Here is a 23,719-nt window from a genome sequence, read left to right as displayed (position 1 = left end):
CTCAAAAAAACTCACAATGCTTTTACACATCCCAACCATCCTCAGTCGCACACATGCCACCTCAATGCAGGAACGCTTAGCAGCAGCCAATTGGACCGACGGACGCGAGACCGTCGGTCCCCAAGGGGCTCAGGTTAAACATAATCTACAGCTACCGGAAACATCACCATTGCGCCAAGAACTCGGGCAAGAGATCCTTGATGCACTGGCACGCAGCCCACTGTACTTTGCTGCAACATTACCGCTACGCACACTGCCACCACGTTTCAACCGCTACCAAGAAAACCACCAATACGGATTTCACGTTGACGGCGCAGTGATGTCCCTTCCGGTCGCCCCCGACCATACTCCAGCCAGCCTACGCAGCGACATCTCCTGCACCTTATTTCTCAACGACCCGGACGAATACGAGGGCGGTGAACTGATCATCGCTGATACCTACGGCGAGCATGAAGTCAAATTACCAGCCGGCGACCTTATCATTTACCCATCCACCAGCTTACACCGGGTCGCACCGGTCACCCGCGGCATGCGCATCGCCTCTTTTTTTTGGGTGCAAAGCCTGGTGCGTCAAGCCACACACCGCCATCAATTACTTGAGCTGGACACAGCGATACAATCACTGACTGCCTCCAACACCGACCACAACACGATCCTGCGACTCACCAACGTCTATCACAACCTGCTGCGGGAATGGTCGGAAACCTGAACACATCTAATGCCAACCACACCCTCCTCCACCACCGCCGACGCAACCAAGCGTCGACAACGCCGCAACCTCTGGCTGCGCACATTGCACCAATGGCACTGGATCAGCTCGGCAACCTGCCTGGTCGGCATCCTCCTTTTCGCAATCACAGGATTGACCCTGAACCACGCCACACACATTGAGACCACACCAAACGTAATACATCGCACCACAACACTGCCACCGACACTGCACGCGGCACTCACCACACCCGAAAACGGCAATGCGCCTCTCCCCCCTGCAGTCGCCGCGTGGCTCAGCACATACACTGGCCAAGCACTGGCCGGACGCAACGCAGAATGGTCGCCCGATGAGATCTATCTATCGCTCACCGGCCCCGGCACCGATACCTGGCTCAGCCTGAATCGCACCAATGGCGTACTGGAGTACGAACATACCGACCGTGGCTGGATCGCCTACTTCAATGACCTCCACAAAGGCCGTAACACAGGTCCAGCTTGGGCCTGGTTCATTGACCTGCTGGCACTCGCCTGCCTGGTGTTCTGCCTAACCGGCCTATGCCTGCTCCACCTACACGCCCGCCAACGGCGCATGACGTGGCCGCTCGTCGGCTTTGGTTTGATCCTGCCGCTACTGATCGCGGTCCTCATGATTCACTGAACTTGAACTTCCACGGAAACATTCCATGCGCATTACCCTGACGATTGCACTCAGCGGTCTGCTGTCCATGCCGACCTACGCCACCACACTGAACATCACCATCGAAATACCCACACTCAGCGTTGCCGAATATCACCGCCCCTACGTTGCAATCTGGATTGAAGACGCCGATCAGAAAGTCGCACATAACTTGGCCATCTGGTACCAACAACGTAACGGCGACAAAACACACGGCACCAAATGGTTACCAGAACTGCGCCAGTGGTGGCGCAAGAGCGGCCGTACCGTAGAACTGCCTATAGACGGTGTCACCGGACCCACTCGGCCCGCTGGGCGGTACACCCTGTCCTTAGACGAGCAAAAACAACTCAAACACCTACCACCAGGAAAGTACACCCTGGTTGTCGAAGCCACACGTGAAGTCGGCGGGCGTGAACTACTAAAGATTCCATTTACCTGGCCAGTCACAACCATACAGACGGGTCAAGCACTGGGTAAGAGTGAACTCGGCACCGTCACCTTGGCTGCCACCTCGAAACCCAAACCTCATTGAGCCTCTCCTTAACAAGGAACTGATATGAAACGTTTCCTCCTATTGAGCACCATACTGGCGGCTCTTCCCTTCACTGCACAAGCACACAAAGCCTGGCTGCTCCCCTCACAGACAGTCATTGCCGGCCAATCACCGTGGATCACCGTTGACGCAGCAATATCAAACGATCTGTTCTATTTCAACCACGCGCCGCTATCCCTGGACACCCTGATCATCACCGCACCAAACGGTAGCCATGAGCGACCACAGAACCCAACCAGCAGCAAGTACCGTAGCGTATTCGATGTCACACTGAGTCAACAGGGCACCTACCGACTCAGTGTCGTGAACGATGGGCTATCTGTCACCTGGACCGAGAATGGCCAACTCAAACGCTGGCGTGGAGATGCCACACGCTTCGCCGTAGAAGTACCCCAAAACACCCCAGACCTTAACGTCACACAATCCCTTACCAGGATAGAAACCTTTGTCACCAATGGGAATCCGAACCGGACCGCACTCGAACCCAGCAACCACGGTCTGGAATTAGTCCCCATCACCCATCCAAATGACCTGTTCGCTGGCGAAACAGCACAATTTTCACTACGCATTGACGGAAAAGAAGCCACTGGACTGGAAGTACACATCATCCGCGGCGCAACTCGGTACCGTAACTCACAGGATGAAATCAAAGTGACCACCGATACCCAAGGACATTTCTCTGTCATTTGGCCCGAAGCCGGGATGTATTTACTGGACATCACCACCGAAGACACCAAGGTCAGCCTGTCACCCGCAAAGCAGCGTAGGCTTAAATACATGGCCACCCTAGAAGTGCTACCACAGTGACCCCTTCGCTATGACAGCCCCATCGCTTCTATAACAACCGTCTCATCACCTGCTTGTCACACCCGCATGAACACACCCAACCTCAACCTTGCCACCCTGGGTGGCTACACCATGGGCACCACCTGGAGCGTGAAACTGGCTGCACCACGACGACTCGACCTACACCCACTACACAATGCAATCCAAGCACGACTCGACCAGATTGTCGCGGAAATGAGCACATGGGAGCCGAACAGTCACATTAGTCGTTTCAACCGCGCACCAGTCCGCTCATGGCATCCCCTACCAAACGATTTCGACTTAGTACTACGTACCGCCCTGGACATCGCAATGACCAGCAACGGCGCATTTGATCCAACCGTTGGACCGTTGGTGAGGCTATGGGGCTTCGGTGCCTACAGCGGCAATCACAAACAAATACCAACACCTGAAGCAATCACTCTGGCAACAACACGCGTAGGCTGGCAACACCTGGAGCGCACCACTGACGGACATTGGCTGCAACCTGGTGGAACCGAACTTGACCTATCAGCAATCGCCAAGGGATATAGCGTGGACGCCGTCGCCGCCACACTACATGCCAAAGGCGTGGAACATGCGTTAGTAGACATTGGAGGCGAGTTATATGGCTATGGACATAAACCTGACGGCACCCCTTGGAGTGTCCTGGTAGAAATGGATCTCACACACCAATATGGCAATCCACTGCCACCGTGCATCCTACAACTGGATGGACTTGCAGTCGCCACCTCTGGGGACCGCTGGCACCACTTCGAACACGAAGGTCAACGCTACACACACACTATCGACCCTCACCAAGGCACCCCTATCCCTGACGCACCTGCACTAGTCACCATGATCGCAAGCAGTGCAATGCACGCCGATGCCTGGGCAACCGCTCTAAACACGCTAGGCCGCGAAGCCGGCTTGGCACTAGCCAACACACTCGGATTAGCGGTTCGCTATCTAGAACACAACAATGACGCATTCACCGCTTACTACAGTCCTGCCTTCACTCGCTTGCTACACAAACCAGCAACAGCATGAATCGGGCTGGACAGAGTCACATACTGCTATGGCTAGCATCCAACCTTCAACAGTCGTAATAATGGCGCTACTAGACCTACATATCGGCCCGTGATCACTTGAGATACAAAGCACACCCCGATCCAAGTGCAAATGGAACAAGATATCAGGATGACGTGTTAATCGCGTGCCTACTCAATCGCATCAACTTCTCAGTAAATCCACATCACAGCGCTGCTACAACACCAAGCAACCCATTAGGCAACATTTTGGTATGCAAACACGCACCAAAGGAAAGATTGCCTTGTCGATCCGAACCAATACACGCTTTTGTAGTTCCATCTGAGGATCGCTCATCGATCTTGACTTCTCAAGGAACAGCCAATCACAGCGTTGCTACATCTCATATCTGCTTGAAATCAATACGGACATGTTAGGTAGATGGGTTGCCGATGATATCCGTCTCCACACCTTGGACAACCAACGAATGGAGAGCATCCATCTACTGGATAACATCTATTTCAGTAGGGGATGAACTCACGAACATGACAGTAACGAAAAGTCCCAACATGATTAGCATGATAAAAACATCCACTGTCTGACTCTTGCGAAAAAACGCCCGGGAGCACATCCAAGTGCAACCACCGGACGACGTTACATTCCATGTCGGCATCTTGCCTCTTCCAGGCATCTTGCCTAGAAAGGTAACGGCCATGCATCATGCATCGTACCGTATCCCTTCCGCGCCTCTTACCGCTTTCCCACCGACTTCAGCTCCGTTCCCTTGGCATGTTTAGCAGGTGCCATCCTGGTGCCAATTTCAATCAGGTCACGATTCCGTTCAACCGTCTTCATTCCGATTCCTTTGACTAGCGCCAATTCCTCAACACTTTTGAAGGGACCATTCTCCTCACGGTACTTGACGATGGCCGAGGCCTTAGAGGGGCCAATATTCACCAATACCTTATCCATTTCTTCCGCTGAAGCAGTGTTGATATCGACCTTGTTAGCCGCATGTACCGTAAAAGCAAGGACAAACAACAACAACAAAGACTTCAATCTCATAGCGAAAGATTTCATGGCAACGCCCCTTACATTAAGAGTGACTTGAGTATTTTATTTAAAAGTTCGTACCAGTATTTCTACCAGCCGATCCAGTATTCATTACTGGCTGAGGAAAAAATACCTTGAAACCACCTCTTATACTTTCAGTAAAAACCACAGAGTAATGTAGGAAAAATCCTAATCCATGCAAAACAACCTGGAACCGCAACACAGCGATGCCCTGTCACTCTCTGTCGTACCAAAACATTCCTTGGCGAAGCACACGAAGAGTCGATCAAATTAAATAAAAAGGAAATAGGATCAACAAAACATCATGCAATGGTCGGATAACATGTACACCCCAACACACCTCATTGATGATCGACATAAACTGCACCTTCCTGATACTCCCCCAGGCAAGCAGCCAAGTGACTTAACGGTGTCCCACTTTTGAATACTTCCGCAAGTATTCAATGAAAAATACGGAGCAAGCCTACAAAGGCACCTTACTATCTAACACTGACTCATTACCCGTCGGCCATTATTTCACGCTGCGTATGACCTCATCCGACTTCTCTGATACCACACGTGCGACACAACGCCTGCAATGGATCCGTACCACACTCGCAGACTCGACAGCAACGCTACAACGTGCTTCCAGTGACGCCGGATTCCGCAGTTATTGGCGCAGCACTAGCAACGGCCTTAGCCATATTTTGATGGATGCCCCACCACATCTAGAAAATCCACACCAATGGCTACGTATACATGCACTACTCACCAGCGGTGGCGTGCGTGTCCCACACATACTGGCACAAGACCTTGAAGCTGGCTTCTTACTGCTGGAGGACCTCGGCATACCAACGCTGGCCCAACGCCTGGACGCCGACAACGCCGACACCCTATTCGACGCCGCACTGGACCAACTGATCGCGTTGCAGTGCATTGTTCCGCCAAACGACCTTCCCCGGTTCAACACAGCACTACTAGAACGCGACGCCAGCTTGTTCGAAGACTGGTTCCTATACCGCCACCTGAACTTAACACTGAATCGCACAGACCTCGACGCACTGAAGCAAGTACAACAGCAACTGATGGATAACGCACTGACACAACCGCGTGTGCTTGTACATCGGGATTTCATGCCACGCAACCTCATGCTAACGACCGATGGAGTCACGGTTCTGGATTTCCAAGACTGTACAGTCGGCCCAGTCGCCTACGATCCAGTGAGCCTCTTCAAAGATACCTCGGTGAGCTGGCCACTGGCACGTGTGGATCGCTGGCTGACGCACTACCACGCACGCGCTAACGCAGCCAAAATTCCAGTACAAACACTCCCGCACTTTCTACGCGATGCAGACTGGATGGGCGTACAACGACACCTAAAAAATCTAGGTATCTTCGCCCGACTCCATTACCGTGACGGTAAGTCCTGGTATTTAGAAAACATACCGCGCTTTATCAGCTATCTTGAAGAAATACTGCCACGCCACCCAACACTCGCACCATTGGCCGAACTGATTGAGCACCGCATCAAACCAGCACTGGCAGCACGAATGATCACGGAGTCAACATGAAAGCACTGATCTTTGCCGCAGGCATCGGTCAGCGCATGCGTCCACTAACAAACTACACGCCAAAGCCACTCTTATGTGCTGGCGGTGAACCATTGATCGTCTGGAACCTACGCAAACTCGCCGCGTTGGGCATCAGTGAAGTTGTGATCAACACCGCCTGGCTGAGCGAGCAATTCCCGGAGATCCTCGGAGACGGTCAACGTTTCGGCTTACGCTTGTTCTACAGCAACGAAGGCTCACTGCCACTGGAAACTGGTGGCGGCATGCTACACGCGCTACCACTGCTGGGCAACGCACCATTCCTCGCAATCAACGGCGACATATGGACTGATGCCGACCTCACACGCCTACCGACGGAACCAGTAGGCGATGCACATCTCATGCTGGTCAACAACCCTGAATATCACCCACAAGGCGACTTTGTATTACAAGCAGACAGCAGCGTACTCGACCGCACCCCTGGGATTCCTACATTGACTTTTGCCGGACTTGGCATCTACAGATCACAACTGCTGGCCGACTGGCGGAACATCATCGGTGATACGCCCGACACACATGCACAACCACCACGCTTCAAGCTTGCGCCACTGTTGCGTGCGGCCATGCGAAGCGGCCGCATCCACGGCACCCACCACCGCGGCCAATGGACCGACGTTGGTACGCCGCAGCGTCTGCACGCACTAGATACATGGCTAAGATCACCAGAAGCACGCTTCTAAAAAAGATGAAATTTTCTTCATTTTCCAACACTAAAATGTATGGATCACTCCAATACTCCACTGGCCTGACCTTCGCTGACACACCACTCACAACGTGTTAGCGCTTTAATCACAACATGAATCCCTGACACTGGCTTCATTAGTTGGATTCAGAAGACCCTACCTCCCAACAGCAAAGCACCTCAACCCCCACCCTCGGCAAGCACATGACGCAAGAACGGAATGGTGACGCGCCGCTTTGTGGCTAGCGATTCACGATCAAGCCTTTCCAGCAACATCACCAAACTGCCTAAATCACGATCACCACGACTCAACAGCCACTCAATTGCAGCCTCATCCAACATCAGCCCGCGACGTTGCGCACGTTCACGCAACACGGATGCACGGCCGACATCATCCAGCGTAGGCAACGCAATACGGATGCACTGCGCCACACGTGAACGCAAATCCGGCAACGTCAACCCAAGCCCATCAGGGATAGCGCGGGCCGTATACAACAACGTAATACCAGCCGCACGCGCGCGATTATGAAAGTCGAATAACGCAATCTCGTCCTCACGCATCCCAACGATCGCCTGCAAACCATCCAACACGACCAAGACACAGCCTTCCAGCGCTTCCAACGCATCGCGTAAGCGCCCTACGGCAACCTGTAGCGGCAAGTAAGCCACTGACTGCCCGACCTGCTCGGCAGCCGCACACAACGCCAATGCCAAATGCGTCTTACCACTCCCGGAAGCACCCACAAGATAGATCCACTCCCGTGAGCACTGATCGACCAGAGCACGCAGTTGCGCAATCAAACCAGAGGGAGCGTGCAGATAGGTTTCAAAACGCTGATCTGAAGAATAACGCAAGGCCAGCGGAAGCTGCGAAACACTCACACCGCGTCCTTTTTGCCATCACAGTTCTCATCGCTTTTACACTCATGCAACGCGACCGCCAAATACTGACCTTTATAAAACTCACTTTCGATATAACGCTCATGCGCATAACGCAACAGCACATTCACCACAGCAGCGACAGGCAGCGCCAGTAACATACCCACGAAACCGAACAACTGACCGCCAGCCATCACCGAAAAAATGACTGCCACAGGATGCAAACCAATTTTGTCGCCAACAATCCGCGGAGTCAGCACATAACTCTCCAGAAGCTGGCCAACCCCAAAGACAACACCCACCAAAACCAACAACTGCAGATCCAACCCATGCACCTGCACGATGACGGCAATGAGTGCCAGGACCACGCCAGTGATCGCACCTAAATACGGGATAAAACTAATCAGCCCAGCAATCAAACCAATCAACAAACCAAGCCTTAGCCCTACCAAGGACAAACCAACAGCATAAATCGCACCTAAGGCCAGCATGACAAGGAACTGACCACGGATGAAAGCGCCAAGCACCTCATTTGCCTCTGTGGCCAAACGGCTAACGGTACCGATATAGGCGCGCGGAATCGCAGCCGCAACGCGCTCAACCCACTTATCCCAATCCCGCAAAAAATAGAAGCTCAAAATTGGCAACAGCGCTAAGTTGATGACCCACGTCACCATGACGAAACCAGAGCGCGACACATAACCGAAAAGCCCCCTGGCCACGCCCCCCGCCTGCTCCCAATTACTGTGCATCCATTGGATCATTTGCTCTGGATCTAACCAAGTCCTCAACTGTGACCCGGTTTTTTGCTCGACCCAGGGAATCACGGTATTCACCACCCAATCATGCATCTGTGGAAACGTGTTAATCAACGTCACCACTTGACGCTCAATCAGAGGCACAAAAATCATCAGCACCAGCACCAGTAACAGCACGACTAGAAAAAATACGAAACAGACAGCCATAGCACGTGAAACACCCACCCATTCAACCCTTTTCACCAACGGATCTGCCAACCACCCCAGGAAAACCGACAGCACAAATGGAATCAGCACGGGAGTGAGCAACCACGCCATCCACAGGACGCCCCCAACCAACACGTACCACTTCAAACGACGCAGAAACCGGGCAATTTCAACTTCAGGCGAAAACATCATTTCAGAACATACTCCACAAGCTCACCTTCACTCTGTGGCGACTCCAACGTGGCTGCAGCAACCGGCTGCAACGCACTATCGCCACCCAACATGCGATTCAGACCGGTGATACCCGTCATCAAATCCAAATACACCTCCAGACGTTCAGCACTCGCCTTCACAGGAATCATGCTGCGTACCACAGGAACCCTCTGCAATGCAGCAGACACACGCAAGTAATCGTCAGCACTACGGATACCATTAATTCCAACCCGATAGACCCCCGGTGTCCCCGTTAACGGCACCTTGGCATAACGCTTGACCAAAGCGTCCGCAGCACCATCAGCACCATCGGCCATCACCCGCAACGCATCCGCATTGCTACTGGACCAACTCGCCACCTGCTCACCACCATCCACAAAAATCCAATCCGCAGCCCAACCATTCCCTGAACGATACAATTTACCAACCAGCTGCATCGAAGATGTGTAACGGGTCGAAGCGCTCAGCACCGCACTCACATCACGCCGCCAAATGGCAGTCACCAAGGCTTGCTCCTCCGACCTTCCAGCCGGCAAACCTAACCTGTAGCCACGCTCAATTGCGCGATCGAGCACACTGCGTACCGCCCTGGACTGCTGCACCCCAACCAAACGCGGACCACTGCCATCATCAATAGCCAGCCACAACACGGGCTTGGGTCTAGGCTGCGGCCATAACGGCAACGCCAGCGCACCAACCAGAGCATTGACCTCATCTGGCCGGAAGTGCACCGTCAGCATGGTACGAGACGTCGGCGCACCTCCAGGCGAGCTCCCTTGATCTTGACGGTAGTCATAGCTATCGACAAAAACAGCCGCATCGCGCAACGCTTGAGACACTTCAGGACGTAACTTTGCATTGCGACTGCGATCACCTGTCACCTTGCCAAGCACAATGGACAGCGCACGCGCAATACCAGCTTTCCGGTCACTGTCACCCTGACTATTCACCGGCACCTCGGCCTCATAAATACTTTGCTCCTTGGCCACATCGCTCTGAATGTGCGGGGCACGTTGCGCCACAGCCGGAACGACCGGCAGCACAGCACACAAAGCAATGAACAGAAAAAAACGGTAACGCATTGATAATTCCATGGCATGGGATATGCAGAATAGAGATTGTTGCCCGAAATAAGGCATTGCCGCCAATGCACCCTGTTAACATTACCAAGGATTTCCGATCAAGCTGCCGCCTCCCCGTGACAACTCCCCCCCCCCCAGCACGACACCACTGACCTATCGCGATGCCGGAGTCGACATCGACGCTGGTAATGCACTTGTCGAACGGATCAAGCCGTTGGTGAAACGCACCTTCCGGCCCGAAGTCATGAGTGGACTGGGAGGCTTTGGTGCATTGTTCAACCTAGCAGGCAAATACAAAGAACCTGTGTTGGTCTCCGGAACGGACGGAGTTGGCACCAAATTGAAGTTGGCACAGCAACTGAACCGACACAATACGATCGGCATTGATTTAGTAGCGATGTGCGTTAACGACGTCCTGGTACAGGGCGCCGAACCCTTGTTCTTCCTGGACTACTTTGCAACCGGCAAACTTGATATAGACACCGCCACGGCAGTCATCAGCGGTATCGCACTAGGCTGCGAGCAATCCGGCTGCGCACTGATCGGCGGTGAAACCGCCGAAATGCCAGACATGTATCCACCCGGAGAATACGATCTAGCAGGCTTCTGTGTCGCTGCTGTCGAAAAATCTCAACTCCTGGATGGCAGCCAAGTACGCGAAGACGATGTCCTCATCGGCATTGCCTCCTCAGGTCCACACTCAAATGGCTATTCATTGATCCGACGTATCTATGAGCGTGCCGGATCACCTGCCGACCTGGATATCCACGGAACCCGCCTAATCGACACATTAATGGCGCCCACCGCGTTATACGTCAAACCAATACTGAAACTTCTACACACCCACAGCGACGCAATCCACGCAATGGCCCACATCACCGGCGGCGGCTTGACAGAGAACATCATCCGCGTGATTCCACCCAACCTGGGTTTGCGCATTGATGCCAACGCGTGGACACAACCGCCCGTGTTCCAATGGCTACAGCGCGAAGGCGCGCTAGCCGATACCGAAATGTGGCGCACTTTTAACTGTGGCATCGGCTTCGTATTAGTCGCCACACCCAACCAGGTAGCCCCCCTGGGACAAGCACTTGACAACCAAGGCTTGGCACACTGGCAGATAGGCCGGGTCGTTACCCCTGTTGACAATGAGCGGGTACACATCGGCTGAAGTGACAACAACAGAGACATCCACACCACACACCACTGCGGTATCCCTGCTGCCTCAGCATCGACCTCATCCCTACCTCACAACAACACGTGATCTTGCTTGCACTAAAATAATGCTGATCGTCACACCAACGGTACTCATCCATACCTGCTTGCGTTCCCCTGCATCAACGCAGCTGAAGTTGCCTCAAGCCATTGCATTGCTGCCTTAGTGACTGCAACAACCAGCAAAGCCCTTACTGGACACACACTGGCACACTACCAACCATACTTGGCTACTCTTGCCCTTTACCCTAACTCAGGAAATCCACTGTTTGACCTCACCCTCCTCCCCTTTACGCCTCGCCATCCTGGCCTCAGGACGTGGCAGCAATCTGCAAGCCATCCTTGATGCCATCGCGACCGACCGACTGCATGCCGAAGTGGTTGGAGTTTTTTCCGATCGCCCCGACGCACCCGCACTCACCAAAGTGTTACCTAGGCACCGTTGGAGTGCAGATCCACACGACTCCCCTGATCGCATCAGCTTCGACACAACGCTCAGCGCAGCGATCGCCGCCGTAACACCACACTGGGTCGTATGCGCAGGCTACATGCGCATCCTCAGCGCAGCATTTATAGAACGCTTCCCCAAGCGAATCCTTAACATCCACCCCTCACTGCTTCCCAAACACCGCGGCTTAAACACGCATGCACGCGCACTGGCAGCAGGCGACACCGAACACGGTGCCAGCGTCCATCTTGTTATACCGGAACTAGATGCTGGAACGGTACTGGCCCAGGCAGTAGTTCCCATCCTTACCAATGACACCGCCGAAACGTTGGCCAAACGCGTGCTAGTACGCGAACATCCACTGCTCGTCGCCACCTTGGAACTACTTGCAAACGGTCGCCTGACGGTCGACGGACCAACACCGCAATTAGACACTCAGTACCTGTTTACACCACTGCGCCTAGATTCACAGGGAACTCTCACCCGTTGACCATGCACACCACATCGGGACATCCACTGGAACATTCTTTTATTACCACCGGACTGCGCCACGTATGAAACGCTTCCTGTCGCCCGTGCCTCTGTGCCTGACAGCACTACTGATCGCAATCGCACCAGCCATCACACAATCGGCACCGAACATCACCGTGCCACCAGTCAAGGACATCCCAACATCCACTGCCACACCACTCCAGGAACAGGGATCCTCACCCGCTCCACCCACACCGGAAACATTACCTTCCGCTGAATGGAAGACACTACCACTGCAACCATTCGTAGCCTCCTATCGCGTCTTCTACCACGGTGAAGAAGCCGGCGACGCAGTCATGAAAGTCATCCACAACAAAAGCAACAACGTGTGGCAAGTGAACCTAATAATACGTGGGCGACGCGGCTTCGCCAGCGTGCTTGGTCTGAACATTGAACAAAACACCGTCTTTGAGATTCACAATGGCGTCTACGTCCCACTCAGCCAAACCACGGTGAAAAAAGCATTGTTATTCGGCAAAAGAGTGAAAGGAGTCTACGACTGGAATGCTGGCACAGCCCAATGGTCTGGGGACTTGAAGAAAGAACAGCACCACCCCATCCAACTTCTACCTGGCGACCAAAGCATCCTATTACTGAACCTGTCCCTGATACGCGACGCCATGCCCAACCGCACACTCAGCTACCGCTGCATTGATGTCGGCAAGATACGACAGTATGACTACCGCACGGCCGATACCACAGAACCGTTGCAAGTCGGCGACCTGAGTTACGACGCACTACGCATCCATCAGATCAACAGCGGCAAGAACCAAACCATCCTCTGGATCGCTAATGGCGTACCGACCCCGATACGCATCCTGCAACGTAAAAATAGTGAAGAAGAAACCGATCTACGCCTCATTGATTACCAAGGGACTTGAACCATGACACTCCCCCGGATCCTATGCACCCTGACTGCTATCGGCCTGGCACTTATCAGCCTACCAACATTGGCAATGCAACCATTTAAGATCGAATACCAAGCCAGTTACATGGGTCTGCAGGCCAACAGCACCATGACCCTGGCGATGATTGATAACAACCAATGGCGCTATACCCTGCACATCCAGAATCAACTGGTCAACTTGACTCAAAGCACCATATTCAATGAAAAAAACAGCACATTGCGCCCACTCAGCAATGATGATGTTGCAACGCTGCTGGTCAAAAAACGCAAAATACAAGCCAAATACGACTGGGATACCCTCCAAGCAACCTGGAGCGGCGACATCAAAGCCGATCGACGCGGCCCTGTGGCCCTCAAAGAAGGTGATATGGACGGACTCCTCATCAACCTGGCCATCGTCCGCGACGTACAAGCCGGCAAGCAACTGCTGAATTACCGCCTGGTTGATGGCGGGAAAATAAAGCCAATGACCTACACCGTCGTCGGCAAAGAAGAGATCACCGTTAACGGTAAAACCCAGCAGGCAACCAAGGTTTCCCGCACGGATGGCGATAATGAAATCAGCGCCTGGATTATCCCCGGTCTCCCGATACCAGCACGCTTAGTTCAAAAAGAGAAAGGCCACAACATCTTGGAGCTGATGATCAAATCACTGAATTGATCGTCGCATCTCCGTGACAACACACGCTCCCATGCACATCACCGACATTCGATCCTCACCATGAACCCCTTAAACACCTCCTGGAAAAGACAGACCGTTTTTTGATATTCCCAACAAACACAAACAAAATCTTCCAATCAAACGCACCACTCAAACGCACCACCGTACCTAACAGACACTGCATGATGTGATCATGCGATCCACGCAAGCAGATACTTGACGCTACACACTAGCAAATACGCATCGCTCGAAATTTTCCTGGCTCATTCACGCATCAGCTGCACAGCCACACCACATGTGCAGCAGCGTGATAACAGCACGATCGGGCATTGGACTCGCTGACGGCTGCTTTTGCGGCTGTTCCTGCATATTGCTCGATAGAGCGACGGCTCATATCCCGTTGCACATAACGGTTCTCCTTGATGAAACACGGCTACTGTCAACCCACCAATCCGCAGCGCTTCAAGCATGTCATGCCATTAGCGCACCCATTGATAGACCTAAGCTGTCAACACGCGCATCCAACAACACACCTACCTCTGATACGTTGTTTATTTAGAACGATGCCCCTACAACATCACACACCTTAGCCAGCAAGACGCTCCAACACCACCGCACCTAATGCGCCCAGACGCACCCGCAATACCTCCATCACCAAGCCCAGTGCCGCAGAGAACACCGTTTCAGCATTGGCCGTTGCATCAATCACCCGTTTAGATGGCAGTTCCAATGCTAGGAAAATGTCACGGCAACGCGACAGATTTTCCGTAGTTTCAAAGTGATTTGGCGTGCTCCCCCGCTCCCAGATACGCTGCAAACCAATCACTGGCGGCACATCCAGCAACAACAGAACATCCGGACGTGGAGCAAACGCATTGGCCTCAAGCAAAGCATCCACTGGTAACCCGGCAGCGCCCTGATAAGCCACCATCGACGGGAAATAGCGGTCCAAGATCACCACCGCACCACGGCCGATCATCGGAACAATAAGATCTTCAACATGCTGGCGACGATCACGCAACAACACATCAACCTCCTCCTCGGGGGAAAAACGCCCGGTCACAGCAGACTGCCGCAACAGCGTGCCCCATGGACCGTTGGTCGGCTCCTTACTGACCACCGTTTCCAACCCGACACCTCGTAACTTAAGCGCCAAACTCCGAGCTAACGTGGTCTTTCCGGCACCATCAATCCCCTCGATGGCGACGAGCATCCCACATGGAATGATCTGATCGTGCATCGGGCTACTTTAACCGACCACGGGCCATCCTAATAAGCCTCCTACCATGAACAACCATCCCATGAGTCGCACACATACCCACCTAAAGCAGACACGGAATAAACCCGAATACACGTAGACACCACACCTTGCATCGTCAACAAGATCAGATCGCCGCACAGGGGTGCTACTTGAATCAATCCTGCTAGCAGAAAATACACACCCCAGCGATGCAATATTGCACGCAGCACATTGGACGATGTCTTAGACAATCCAGTCCAAAAACACGCATACACAATGCAATACATGTGCACCTAAAATCATCAAAACGACCGAAGATCAATACGCACCACAGCACACAATGCAACTCCCCCCGCCGCGACACGCTCCAAGACACAACCGGTGCCAGGTATAAACACATCCCGTACTGACAGCACCTGCACGGCAACCTCCAGCATCACCAGTCATCGTCTCCACCACATAGAACAATGACGATCACGACCAAGCAACCCACAACACAACGCAATGAGGACGAACATCATCAAAGCAACTCCTGCTCTCCCACCCTAGTTCGGAAAAGAAGATGAGCAACATCGACAACTCACTCATAAAAAGAACTTGCAACAACCACATACGAAGATACAAAACAACGGCATACCCTGCCGGAGCCTGACACCTCGTTATCGCTTGCTAAATGTAGAGTAGAGACACCAACAACCAATCGTGACACACCATATTCATACTGTTTACAGTTCTACTATACAAAACCATCTCCTCTACCATTGGAACTCTCGAAATGCCACATAAATATCAATGGTTGCCTCTCTCCCTCGCTGTTGCTATGACTCTTGCAAGTTGCAACCGTAACGCACCAGCACCGGTGGCGATCCCCACGCCCAATCCAACACCCAAGACAAACACCAACGACATTGATCTCTCCACGCTACCGCCCGTCATCCGTTTCACCGCATCGGATCTAGATCCGACCGGCAACCCATGCACTGACCTGCACACCTATGTCAATGGCAACTGGCTGAAAGCCAACCCTGTACCTAGCGACCGCACGAGCTGGGGCGCATTCCAAATGCTGGACGAACGCTCTAATGCGATCCAGCGTCAACTGATCGAACACGCCGCCGCCGACCCTCAAAGCAGCGGCATCAAGAAGATCCTCAGCGACCTATGGAACACTGGCATGGACGAGGCCAAGATCGAAACCCAAGGCATAGACCCACTGAAAACGGACTTGGCTGCAATCGATGCCATCACCAACCAGGACACCTTGGTGAATTACCTACGCAGCACAGCTGCCAAAGGACAGGGCGAGCTATTCACGCTCAGCGCATACCCCGATTTCAAGGACCCCACCCGCAACATCGCCTACATCAGTCAAAGCGGACTGGGCCTTCCAGATCCGGAGTACTACACCAAACCAGCCAACAAAGACAAACTCCTCGCCTACAAAGCACATATCGCCAAGGTATTGGAATTATCCGGAATGGCTGCCGCCGATGCTGCCAAACACGCCGATAAGATCATCGCGTTTGAAACGCGTTTGGCTAAGGTCTCCAAAACAACACAACAAATCGCACGTGACGTGACGCTGCACTACAACCCAGTCACCCCAACCCAGGCAAACAAACTCACTCCACACTGGTCATGGACTGAAGCATTCAAGGCCCAAGGCGTGCCACTACCAGACATGTTCTCGCTGGCGATTCCAGCGTTCCACAAAGAACTAGACCGGATGCTGGCTGATACCGACGTCACCATATGGCGCGCCTATCTACGCTTCCATACCGTCGATAAAGCCTCGCCCTACCTGAGTCGGCCATTCGTGGATGAACACTTCGCATTCTGGAACAACACCATGCGCGGGCAGAAAGAAATCAAACCACGCTGGAAACGAGTGTTGAACACCATCAATGAGCAAACGGGTGAAGCCCTAGGCCAACTTTATGTCAAGGCCGCCTTCCCCACTGAATCCAAAGTCAAGATGGAAGCATTGGTCGCCCAGTTGCGTACCGCACTCAAAGCACGCATTGAGAAGCTGGACTGGATGAGTCCAGCCACTAAATCCAAAGCACTGGCCAAGTGGGAAAGCTTCACAGCTAAGATCGGTTACCCAGATCAATGGCGATCCTGGGATAACCTCCACACCAGCCGCGACAGTTATCTAGGCAATGTACTGACTGCACAGCAATTCAACTACACATGGAACCTCTCCAAGATCGGCAAACCTGTAGACAAGACTGAATGGGGGATGCCGCCACAAATGGTCAATGCCTATTACGACCCGCAAAAAAACGAGATCGTGTTCCCAGCCGCTATCCTGCAACCACCGTTCTTCGATCCGGACGCGCCATTGGAAAGCAACTACGGTGGCATCGTGGCAGTGATCGGCCATGAAATGACCCACGGCTACGATGACCAAGGCAGCCGCTTTGGACCAACAGGCAAGTTCGAGCAATGGTGGACCAAAGCCGATGCCAAAGCGTTCTCGGCACGTACCACAAAACTGGTCACCCAGTTCAACAGCTACCGCACTGAGGACGGTAAACAAGTCAACGGCTCACTGACCTTGGGCGAGAACATTGCCGATTTGGGAGGGCTAAATACAGCCTACGACGCCATGAAGAACGCTACCGCCGGTCAAGCGGACCCAAAAACCGACGGTATTACCCGCGAGCAACGTTTCTTCTATAACTGGGCAACAGTGTGGCGTGCACAATACACCCCAGAAGAGCAGGCAATGCGACTGAAAACCGATCCACATGCCCCGCCGCATTTCCGTACGATCGGCCCGCCCTCGAATATGCCCAGCTTCGCCGAAGCATTCAATTGCAAACCAGGCGACGCAATGGTTCGCCATAATGATCAGCAAGTCGTGATCTGGTGATATACACATGATCCGCCCTGCATCACGCAGGGCGGGCGGGCAGAAACACCCAGCGACCGCGTCATCATGATCGGTGACACGGTCGCCCGCTTGGCACCTGATCTACACCCCCCGTCACCAAACAAATAATCTCTGGAATTCCATACACCATCCCTGTTTTTTTTATGAAGCCAGCCCATTGGGGCTTCAGTGAAACACATCGTAGATCAAAGCTGAGGCAGAGCACACCACGAGCACGATGTTCCCAAACGACGGCTCTTCCAACCAACAGCATCGCCACGCGCACGACACCATCGCAGCCAATAGCCGTATCACCGTGGCCAACACGCGATGGCATCCCATTACGGCATTTCACACAAATGACCATCAATCCCATTGTTTAAAATATCTCAATGCGATTAATGCGCAAATAGCGCTTAAAAAACATGCACCTTGCTGACTCCTCCATCCGAGGAAATAGCCAAACATAAGTCCACATCACAGATCTGTACTACCTGCTCCCAATAAACGAGCAATAACGTACTCATTGGGAAAACACGACAGCGACTCAAAGCAGGCATAACACTGAAGAATACTGACAACAACGGCCTGAGCACGGGAAACATGCCCTTTCCCCATTGGAAACGCAACGCAACCACCACTGAACAATGACGCCAACCACGCCAGCACTCCACAAGTAGCATTACCGAAACAGGAAAACGTAAAACACTATGTATGCCGATAGCGGGCTAACTCAGACCATACACCGCAGCAACACGACATCGCAGAGACCAACACCCCTCGACATCACCTATGGAACGCTGTTGCAAAACCATCACACCGACAACAACACCGATGTACCACGAAACATCGGAATGGAGCGGAAGCCACCAAAATACCTGCTCAAAACATCACAAAACACACTGCATCGCCCCCTCCTGTAGTGCCATCTATGCGTTGCCAAATACAACACATCTGCAAGAACACCTCATTTCAAGGCATCTTTCATTCACAACGTAACACCGCGGCATTAAATGCCAAATGCACTGCCCACACTTGCGTTCCCTATGGCAAAAAACGTTCATTGCAACACTCAAACCAGACAATTTTCACCCGCCACATCACATCACAGCTGAAATACACATCGTCATGTTTGATTGCATCCGCATTGCTCAGGTACGCTTACTTCCCTTTATGGGCTAGACGCAGGAATTTTGATGTCCCGGCAACATGCGTATTCACGCGAAGAACTGCTGGCAACCGCGCGTGGCGAACTCTTCAGTCACAGCAACGCCCGCCTGCCGAATGATCCAATGCTGATGTTTGACAGAATCACCGAAATTTATGCAGACGGCGGCTCACACGGTAAGGGTATCGTCAATGCGGAACTTGATATTCGGCCAGACTTGTGGTTCTTCGGTTGTCATTTCCTCGGTGACCCAGTGATGCCTGGCTGTCTCGGCCTGGACGCCATGTGGCAACTCACCGGTTTTTTTCTAACATGGAGCGGCGCAACCCCCGGATACGGTCGTGCATTGGGCTGTGGCGAAGTCAAGTTCACAGGTCAAGTACTGCCAAACGCAAAATTGGTGCGTTACGAAGTAGAGATGACCAAAATCATCAACCGCACACTGGTCATTGGTCAGGCTAATGCCCGGATGTTGGTAGATAATCGTGAGATATATTTCGCCAAAGACCTACGCGTAGGTATGTTCAACAACACAGAATCTTTTTAGGGCACCGCGTTGTAGCACCTGGATGGAAATCGAATTGTCGCCCCTCCTTCTGCTCGGGCGGCATATTTCCCACAACACAAAACGCAGCGTGATCGACCGAATCAATGCACCTGCGCACATCATCATCTAACTATCAAACGACGCCACGCACAGATCGCGTGGGCCAAATCAATACCGCAGCAAGATCAGCCAGCCTTATCACAGCAATCGCCAAGTGATTGATCACAGCTACAAACATGACGCATATCCAGTGATGCACTGGTGCCACCGAGCACGTCTCTGGCCCACACAAAGACTCAGTCGGACTAACTCACTAAAACACTGGAAGCTAAAGACAGACGCTTGTCTGTTGTTAGCTTATTTCACTATTACATTTACATTCGATATCTGCTGCACCGATACTTCTACTTCTTTTTTTAATCGCCACCTCACTAATGAATGATTGTGGAAATCCTATACATTCAGTGCTATTCCACTTAGTCCGTTTTTCATTTGTATATCCCTCCCTTACGGATTACGGAAATGAATTGCCGCAACATCACTCCTGTGTAGTTACTGCTCCCATCACCTTGATGAACATCCAAGCACGACTTAATCATTAAACTCAGCTTAAGCCGCTAACACAAACACTGGAGCACGGCATCAGCGAACCCGATGACATGTTCATCCAATGAACACCGAGTACGACATCAATAAACCAGCAAACCAATACGCAGATATCACGTGCAACAACACACCTGACATAGATCAGCAACTCGCATTGAATCTTGAACAACGCTCAAGATTTAATGCGATAAGAAATCGATCATGATTGCAAATGTATTTTTCATTGATACAACAGCTGCAGGCCCGGATCGTATACCTGCACATCAAATACGGCTTTACCACTGTAATGGCAACTCAAACCGACATTCGATCACCTTCCACATAGAAAGTAACTGTAAGGCACTCATCAGTGAGCGCGCCGACCGGGGCCAGCTACAATGAGCGCCCTATGGATGCGACCTTCCCCTCTCAACACAACATCACCGCCAGACCTGCTCCAGGCAGGATACGCCGTGAACAATGCAAGCTTGCCAAGCGCCTACGCCGTCAAGTGGGTCAAGCCATCGCTGACTTCGGCATGATCGAAGCCAACGATAAGATCATGGTCTGCTTGTCCGGCGGCAAAGATAGCTACACCCTGCTGGACATGTTGTTGCAACTGCGTGCAAAAGCCCCGGTGCCGTTCGAACTGACCGCAGTCAATTTGGACCAAAAGCAACCCGGCTTTCCCAAACACGTCCTGCCAGAATACTTAAGCAGCATTGGCGTGCCCTACCATATCATTGAGCAAGACACCTATTCGGTCGTGACTCGTGTCGTCCCCGAAGGTAAAACCCTATGCGCGCTCTGCTCGCGGATGCGCCGCGGAGCACTGTACGCCTATGCGGAAACACAAGGCTTCACCAAAATCGCGTTGGGCCACCACCGCGACGATATGGTTGCAACATTCTTTATGAATCTTTTTCACCACGCCAAGCTATCAGGGATGCCACCGAAGCTACGCAGTGATAATGGCAAACATGTCGTGATTCGCCCACTGGCTTACGTGAGCGAAACCGACATCATTGCTTACGCCGATGCACGTGAATTCCCGATCATTCCCTGCAATTTATGTGGCAGCCAAGAAAACCTGCAACGCAAACAAGTGGGAGTGATGCTCAAAGCATGGGAAAAAGAATATCCAGGCCGAATAGAACAAATCGCACGTGCACTGGGCAATATTCGCCCCTCACAATTAGCCGACCAATCCCTATTCGACTTCCTGGCATTGGGTCGACATAGCAACACCCCATTGCCTAATGCACACGCTTGGCTGGCTGGGGACCTCGCCAACGACACGGCTCCATAGAGCGCCTATTCCCCTTTCCATTTCCATCCGGACACACAATGTTCTTTCGTAATCTGACCTTGTTTCGCTTCCCAACGTCACTAGATTTCTCACAGATCGACAGCATACTACCCAACGCACGGTTGCGACCGGTTGGCCCATTGGAAATGACATCACGTGGATTTATCTCCCCCTTTGGGCGTGAAGAGCAGGAAGTACTCAACCAACGTCAAGGCGACTTTCTGTGGTTGACCGTCGGCAGTGAAGACAAAATCCTGCCTGCTTCAGTCGTTAACGACCTGCTGACGCGTAAATGCAGCGAGATTGAGGAAAAGAAAGGCCACCCTCCAGGCGGACGTGAACGCAAACGCATCAAAGACGATTTAATCCACGAACTGCTACCACGCGCTTTCGTTAAAAACTCCCGCATTGATGCAATGCTTGATCTACGTTACGGCTACGTGGCCGTAGATACCGCAAGCCGCAAAGCCGCTGAAACCGTCATCAGCGAGATCCGCGACTTGCTTGGCAGCTTTCCAGCACTGCCGCTCAACGCCGAGATTTCAATACGCTCCATGCTGACGAGCTGGATTGCTGGCGAGCCACTGCCCGAACACCTCAACCTGGGTGATGAGTGCGAAATGAAGGATGCCACCGAAGGCGGTGCAATCATCAAGTGCCAGCACCAAGCGCTACGCTGCGAAGAAATTGACAAACACTTAGAAGTTGGCAAGCAAGTAAGCAAACTGGCACTCATACTCGACGACCACGTTTCATTTGTACTCGGTGACGATCTGGTGATCCGCAAACTAAAATTCCTCGACGGCATGTTGGACCAGCTCGAACACAGTGACACCGATGGAATCCGTGCTGAACTTGATGCGCGCTTTGCGTTGATGAGTGCCGAAATACGGCGACTGTTTCTCCTATTAGAAGTTCCGCTGAAGTTGAGCAAAGCAAACAACTAAATGCAGTAACGTCTATGCCCTGACCAACGTTATGCTTGGAGTACTCTTTGCAGACTCATCTTGCCTGATGCCCCCTACAAATCAGTTCGAACATGACAACATCCCGTTGCAGACACAAGGATGTAAAATTAACGTGTTGTGCGTCCGCAATCCGCGTGCGCGTCGCATTAAGCTAAGCGTCGATGAGCGCGGTGTACGCCTGACCCTGCCACCATGCGCCAGCCTGGACGCTGGCACCCGTTTTTTGCTTGAACAGCGCGCCTGGATCGAAACACAAATAGCTCGCTATGCCAGCGGTACGGCAACGATACCGCTGCGTCGCGGCGAAACCACAACCCTACCGCTACGCGATCAACAACTCCCCCTGCATTGGCACGAGAGCCGCTACACACGGCTGGAATTGGATGCACATGGCCTACAGTTTTATATAACAACACACACCAACGACAACACACTACGCCGCACACTCAAAGAATTTTACGAAGTGCAAGCACGTGTGGACATCAGTGACTGGCTGCGAAAATACCTACCAGGCCTGCCACGTCCACCGACCCGGGTACGCCTAAAACCCATGTCATCGCAATGGGGGTCGCTTGCCACAGACGGCCACATGGCACTGGATCTGGCACTGGTGCTCGGTCGCCCCTCCGCATTCGAATATGTGGTAGTGCATGAATTGTGCCACCTGATCCAAGCTAACCACTCGCCGGCATTCTGGCGGGAGGTCGAATGCCGCTTCCCCCTATGGCGGGAAGAACGGGACTATTTCCATCTCAAAGGACGGATACTAAAAGCACAACTGCGCCGCTTGCTGCAAACCGAATAAACGACACGACACCTACACAACACCCCCTTCAAAACACACTCTTCCCCTTTACTTAATACCCTCAATGGTTTGAATCACTGGCTCTGCAAGCAAACTCTAACGGCTGCACTGGCGCAACCGCGATCCACACTCACCGCCTGTGGACTGAAGCACCATCACTCAGAGTGCTGTTTCTGCTGCCGATACAGTCAATGCAG

Annotated in this window: 23 protein-coding genes; 17 read left to right on the top strand and 6 right to left on the bottom strand. The window is 52.6% G+C overall.

Translation table 11 applies throughout. The annotated features are described in order from the left end of the window. The first annotated feature begins 16 nt into the window (after positions 1–16). From F7G16_RS04275 to F7G16_RS04255, 5 genes are all read left to right on the top strand, one after another. Complete coding sequence (locus F7G16_RS04275; protein ID WP_004088698.1) at positions 17–709, top strand: Fe2+-dependent dioxygenase; 693 nt, start codon at positions 17–19, stop codon at positions 707–709. Positions 710–718: 9 nt separating this feature from the next. Next, the gene (locus tag F7G16_RS04270; RefSeq protein ID WP_004088699.1) at positions 719–1,369 is read left to right on the top strand and encodes a PepSY-associated TM helix domain-containing protein; all 651 of its coding nucleotides are present in this window, start codon (positions 719–721) and stop codon (positions 1,367–1,369) included. 25 nt (positions 1,370–1,394) lie between these two features. Further along, a complete protein-coding gene (locus tag F7G16_RS04265) occupies positions 1,395–1,922 on the top strand; it encodes a DUF2271 domain-containing protein (RefSeq protein WP_004088700.1) in 528 nt (175 codons plus the stop codon). Between the two features lie 24 nt (positions 1,923–1,946). Continuing rightward, positions 1,947–2,750 (top strand): DUF4198 domain-containing protein, encoded by an 804-nt coding sequence (locus F7G16_RS04260; RefSeq protein ID WP_004088701.1) that lies wholly within the window; start codon positions 1,947–1,949, stop codon positions 2,748–2,750. Between the two features lie 66 nt (positions 2,751–2,816). Continuing rightward, positions 2,817–3,797, top strand: coding sequence for an FAD:protein FMN transferase (locus F7G16_RS04255; RefSeq protein WP_004088702.1), 981 nt, complete (start codon positions 2,817–2,819; stop codon positions 3,795–3,797). Positions 3,798–4,526: 729 nt separating this feature from the next. Here the strand turns inward: F7G16_RS04255 and F7G16_RS04250 are convergent. Beyond that, positions 4,527–4,856 carry a ComEA family DNA-binding protein gene (locus tag F7G16_RS04250; protein WP_004088703.1) on the bottom strand — a complete coding sequence of 110 codons (330 nt, stop codon included), beginning with the start codon at positions 4,854–4,856 and terminating at the stop codon, positions 4,527–4,529. A gap of 521 nt (positions 4,857–5,377) precedes the next feature. Here F7G16_RS04250 and F7G16_RS04245 point away from each other — a divergent pair. Both F7G16_RS04245 and murU read left to right on the top strand, forming a co-directional pair. Further along, positions 5,378–6,400 carry an aminoglycoside phosphotransferase family protein gene (locus F7G16_RS04245; RefSeq protein ID WP_011098161.1) on the top strand — a complete coding sequence of 341 codons (1,023 nt, stop codon included), beginning with the start codon at positions 5,378–5,380 and terminating at the stop codon, positions 6,398–6,400. After that, the gene (gene murU, locus F7G16_RS04240) at positions 6,397–7,119 is read left to right on the top strand and encodes an N-acetylmuramate alpha-1-phosphate uridylyltransferase MurU (RefSeq protein ID WP_004088705.1); all 723 of its coding nucleotides are present in this window, start codon (positions 6,397–6,399) and stop codon (positions 7,117–7,119) included. The genes F7G16_RS04245 and murU overlap by 4 nt, the downstream gene beginning before the upstream one ends. Before the next feature lie 182 nt (positions 7,120–7,301). Here the strand turns inward: murU and hda are convergent, their stop codons facing one another. Genes hda through F7G16_RS04225 form a run of 3 tightly spaced genes read right to left on the bottom strand, consistent with a single transcriptional unit; the run spans position 7,302 to position 10,317 of the window. Continuing rightward, a complete protein-coding gene (hda, locus tag F7G16_RS04235; RefSeq protein WP_004088706.1) occupies positions 7,302–8,003 on the bottom strand; it encodes a DnaA regulatory inactivator Hda in 702 nt (233 codons plus the stop codon). Next, entirely contained in the window at positions 8,000–9,157 is a 1,158-nt protein-coding gene (locus F7G16_RS04230) for an AI-2E family transporter (RefSeq protein ID WP_004088707.1), read from the bottom strand. Before F7G16_RS04230 ends, hda begins: the two co-directional genes overlap by 4 nt. Continuing rightward, positions 9,154–10,317, bottom strand: coding sequence for a DUF2066 domain-containing protein (locus F7G16_RS04225; RefSeq protein ID WP_061278149.1), 1,164 nt, complete (start codon positions 10,315–10,317; stop codon positions 9,154–9,156). The genes F7G16_RS04230 and F7G16_RS04225 overlap by 4 nt, the downstream gene beginning before the upstream one ends. A gap of 91 nt (positions 10,318–10,408) precedes the next feature. On the opposite strand from F7G16_RS04225, the gene purM reads away from it, so the two are divergent. The 5 genes from purM (at position 10,409) to F7G16_RS04200 (ending at position 14,022) form a co-directional block, all read left to right on the top strand. Beyond that, positions 10,409–11,431 (top strand): phosphoribosylformylglycinamidine cyclo-ligase, encoded by a 1,023-nt coding sequence (gene purM / locus F7G16_RS04220; RefSeq protein WP_038231838.1) that lies wholly within the window; start codon positions 10,409–10,411, stop codon positions 11,429–11,431. Continuing rightward, positions 11,409–11,642, top strand: coding sequence for a hypothetical protein (locus F7G16_RS04215; RefSeq protein ID WP_004088714.1), 234 nt, complete (start codon positions 11,409–11,411; stop codon positions 11,640–11,642). The genes purM and F7G16_RS04215 overlap by 23 nt, the downstream gene beginning before the upstream one ends. Before the next feature lie 102 nt (positions 11,643–11,744). Continuing rightward, positions 11,745–12,413, top strand: a complete 669-nt coding sequence (gene purN / locus F7G16_RS04210; protein WP_004088715.1) for a phosphoribosylglycinamide formyltransferase — start codon at positions 11,745–11,747, stop codon at positions 12,411–12,413. A 64-nt stretch (positions 12,414–12,477) separates the two neighbouring features. After that, on the top strand, positions 12,478–13,335 hold the full coding sequence (locus tag F7G16_RS04205) for a DUF3108 domain-containing protein (RefSeq protein ID WP_004088717.1): 858 nt from the start codon (positions 12,478–12,480) through the stop codon (positions 13,333–13,335). 3 nt (positions 13,336–13,338) lie between these two features. Further along, positions 13,339–14,022 carry a DUF3108 domain-containing protein gene (locus tag F7G16_RS04200; RefSeq protein WP_004088724.1) on the top strand — a complete coding sequence of 228 codons (684 nt, stop codon included), beginning with the start codon at positions 13,339–13,341 and terminating at the stop codon, positions 14,020–14,022. Positions 14,023–14,608: 586 nt separating this feature from the next. Here the strand turns inward: F7G16_RS04200 and tmk are convergent. Both tmk and F7G16_RS04190 read right to left on the bottom strand, forming a co-directional pair. Continuing rightward, on the bottom strand, positions 14,609–15,262 hold the full coding sequence (tmk, locus tag F7G16_RS04195; protein WP_004088726.1) for a dTMP kinase: 654 nt from the start codon (positions 15,260–15,262) through the stop codon (positions 14,609–14,611). A gap of 302 nt (positions 15,263–15,564) precedes the next feature. After that, positions 15,565–15,702 (bottom strand): hypothetical protein, encoded by a 138-nt coding sequence (locus tag F7G16_RS04190; RefSeq protein WP_012382706.1) that lies wholly within the window; start codon positions 15,700–15,702, stop codon positions 15,565–15,567. 335 nt (positions 15,703–16,037) lie between these two features. Between F7G16_RS04190 and F7G16_RS04185 the strand changes: the two genes are divergently transcribed. The 5 genes from F7G16_RS04185 (at position 16,038) to F7G16_RS04160 (ending at position 23,522) form a co-directional block, all read left to right on the top strand. After that, on the top strand, positions 16,038–18,140 hold the full coding sequence (locus tag F7G16_RS04185) for a M13 family metallopeptidase (RefSeq protein WP_004088742.1): 2,103 nt from the start codon (positions 16,038–16,040) through the stop codon (positions 18,138–18,140). A 1,196-nt stretch (positions 18,141–19,336) separates the two neighbouring features. After that, entirely contained in the window at positions 19,337–19,855 is a 519-nt protein-coding gene (fabA, locus tag F7G16_RS04175; protein WP_004088753.1) for a 3-hydroxyacyl-[acyl-carrier-protein] dehydratase FabA, read from the top strand. 994 nt (positions 19,856–20,849) lie between these two features. Continuing rightward, positions 20,850–21,749: a tRNA 2-thiocytidine(32) synthetase TtcA gene (ttcA, locus tag F7G16_RS04170; RefSeq protein WP_004088754.1), complete on the top strand. Its 900-nt coding sequence runs from the start codon at positions 20,850–20,852 to the stop codon at positions 21,747–21,749. 38 nt (positions 21,750–21,787) lie between these two features. Next, the gene (locus F7G16_RS04165; protein ID WP_004088756.1) at positions 21,788–22,696 is read left to right on the top strand and encodes a recombination-associated protein RdgC; all 909 of its coding nucleotides are present in this window, start codon (positions 21,788–21,790) and stop codon (positions 22,694–22,696) included. A 31-nt stretch (positions 22,697–22,727) separates the two neighbouring features. Beyond that, complete coding sequence (locus tag F7G16_RS04160; RefSeq protein ID WP_011098167.1) at positions 22,728–23,522, top strand: YgjP family zinc-dependent metalloprotease; 795 nt, start codon at positions 22,728–22,730, stop codon at positions 23,520–23,522. The last annotated feature ends 197 nt before the right edge of the window (positions 23,523–23,719 follow it).

This window comes from Xylella fastidiosa, assembly GCF_011801475.1.
Taxonomy (GTDB): Bacteria; Pseudomonadota; Gammaproteobacteria; order Xanthomonadales; family Xanthomonadaceae; genus Xylella; species Xylella fastidiosa.
The sequence above is the reverse complement of the archived record's forward strand: the minus strand, read 5'-3'. Positions and strand labels throughout refer to the sequence as shown.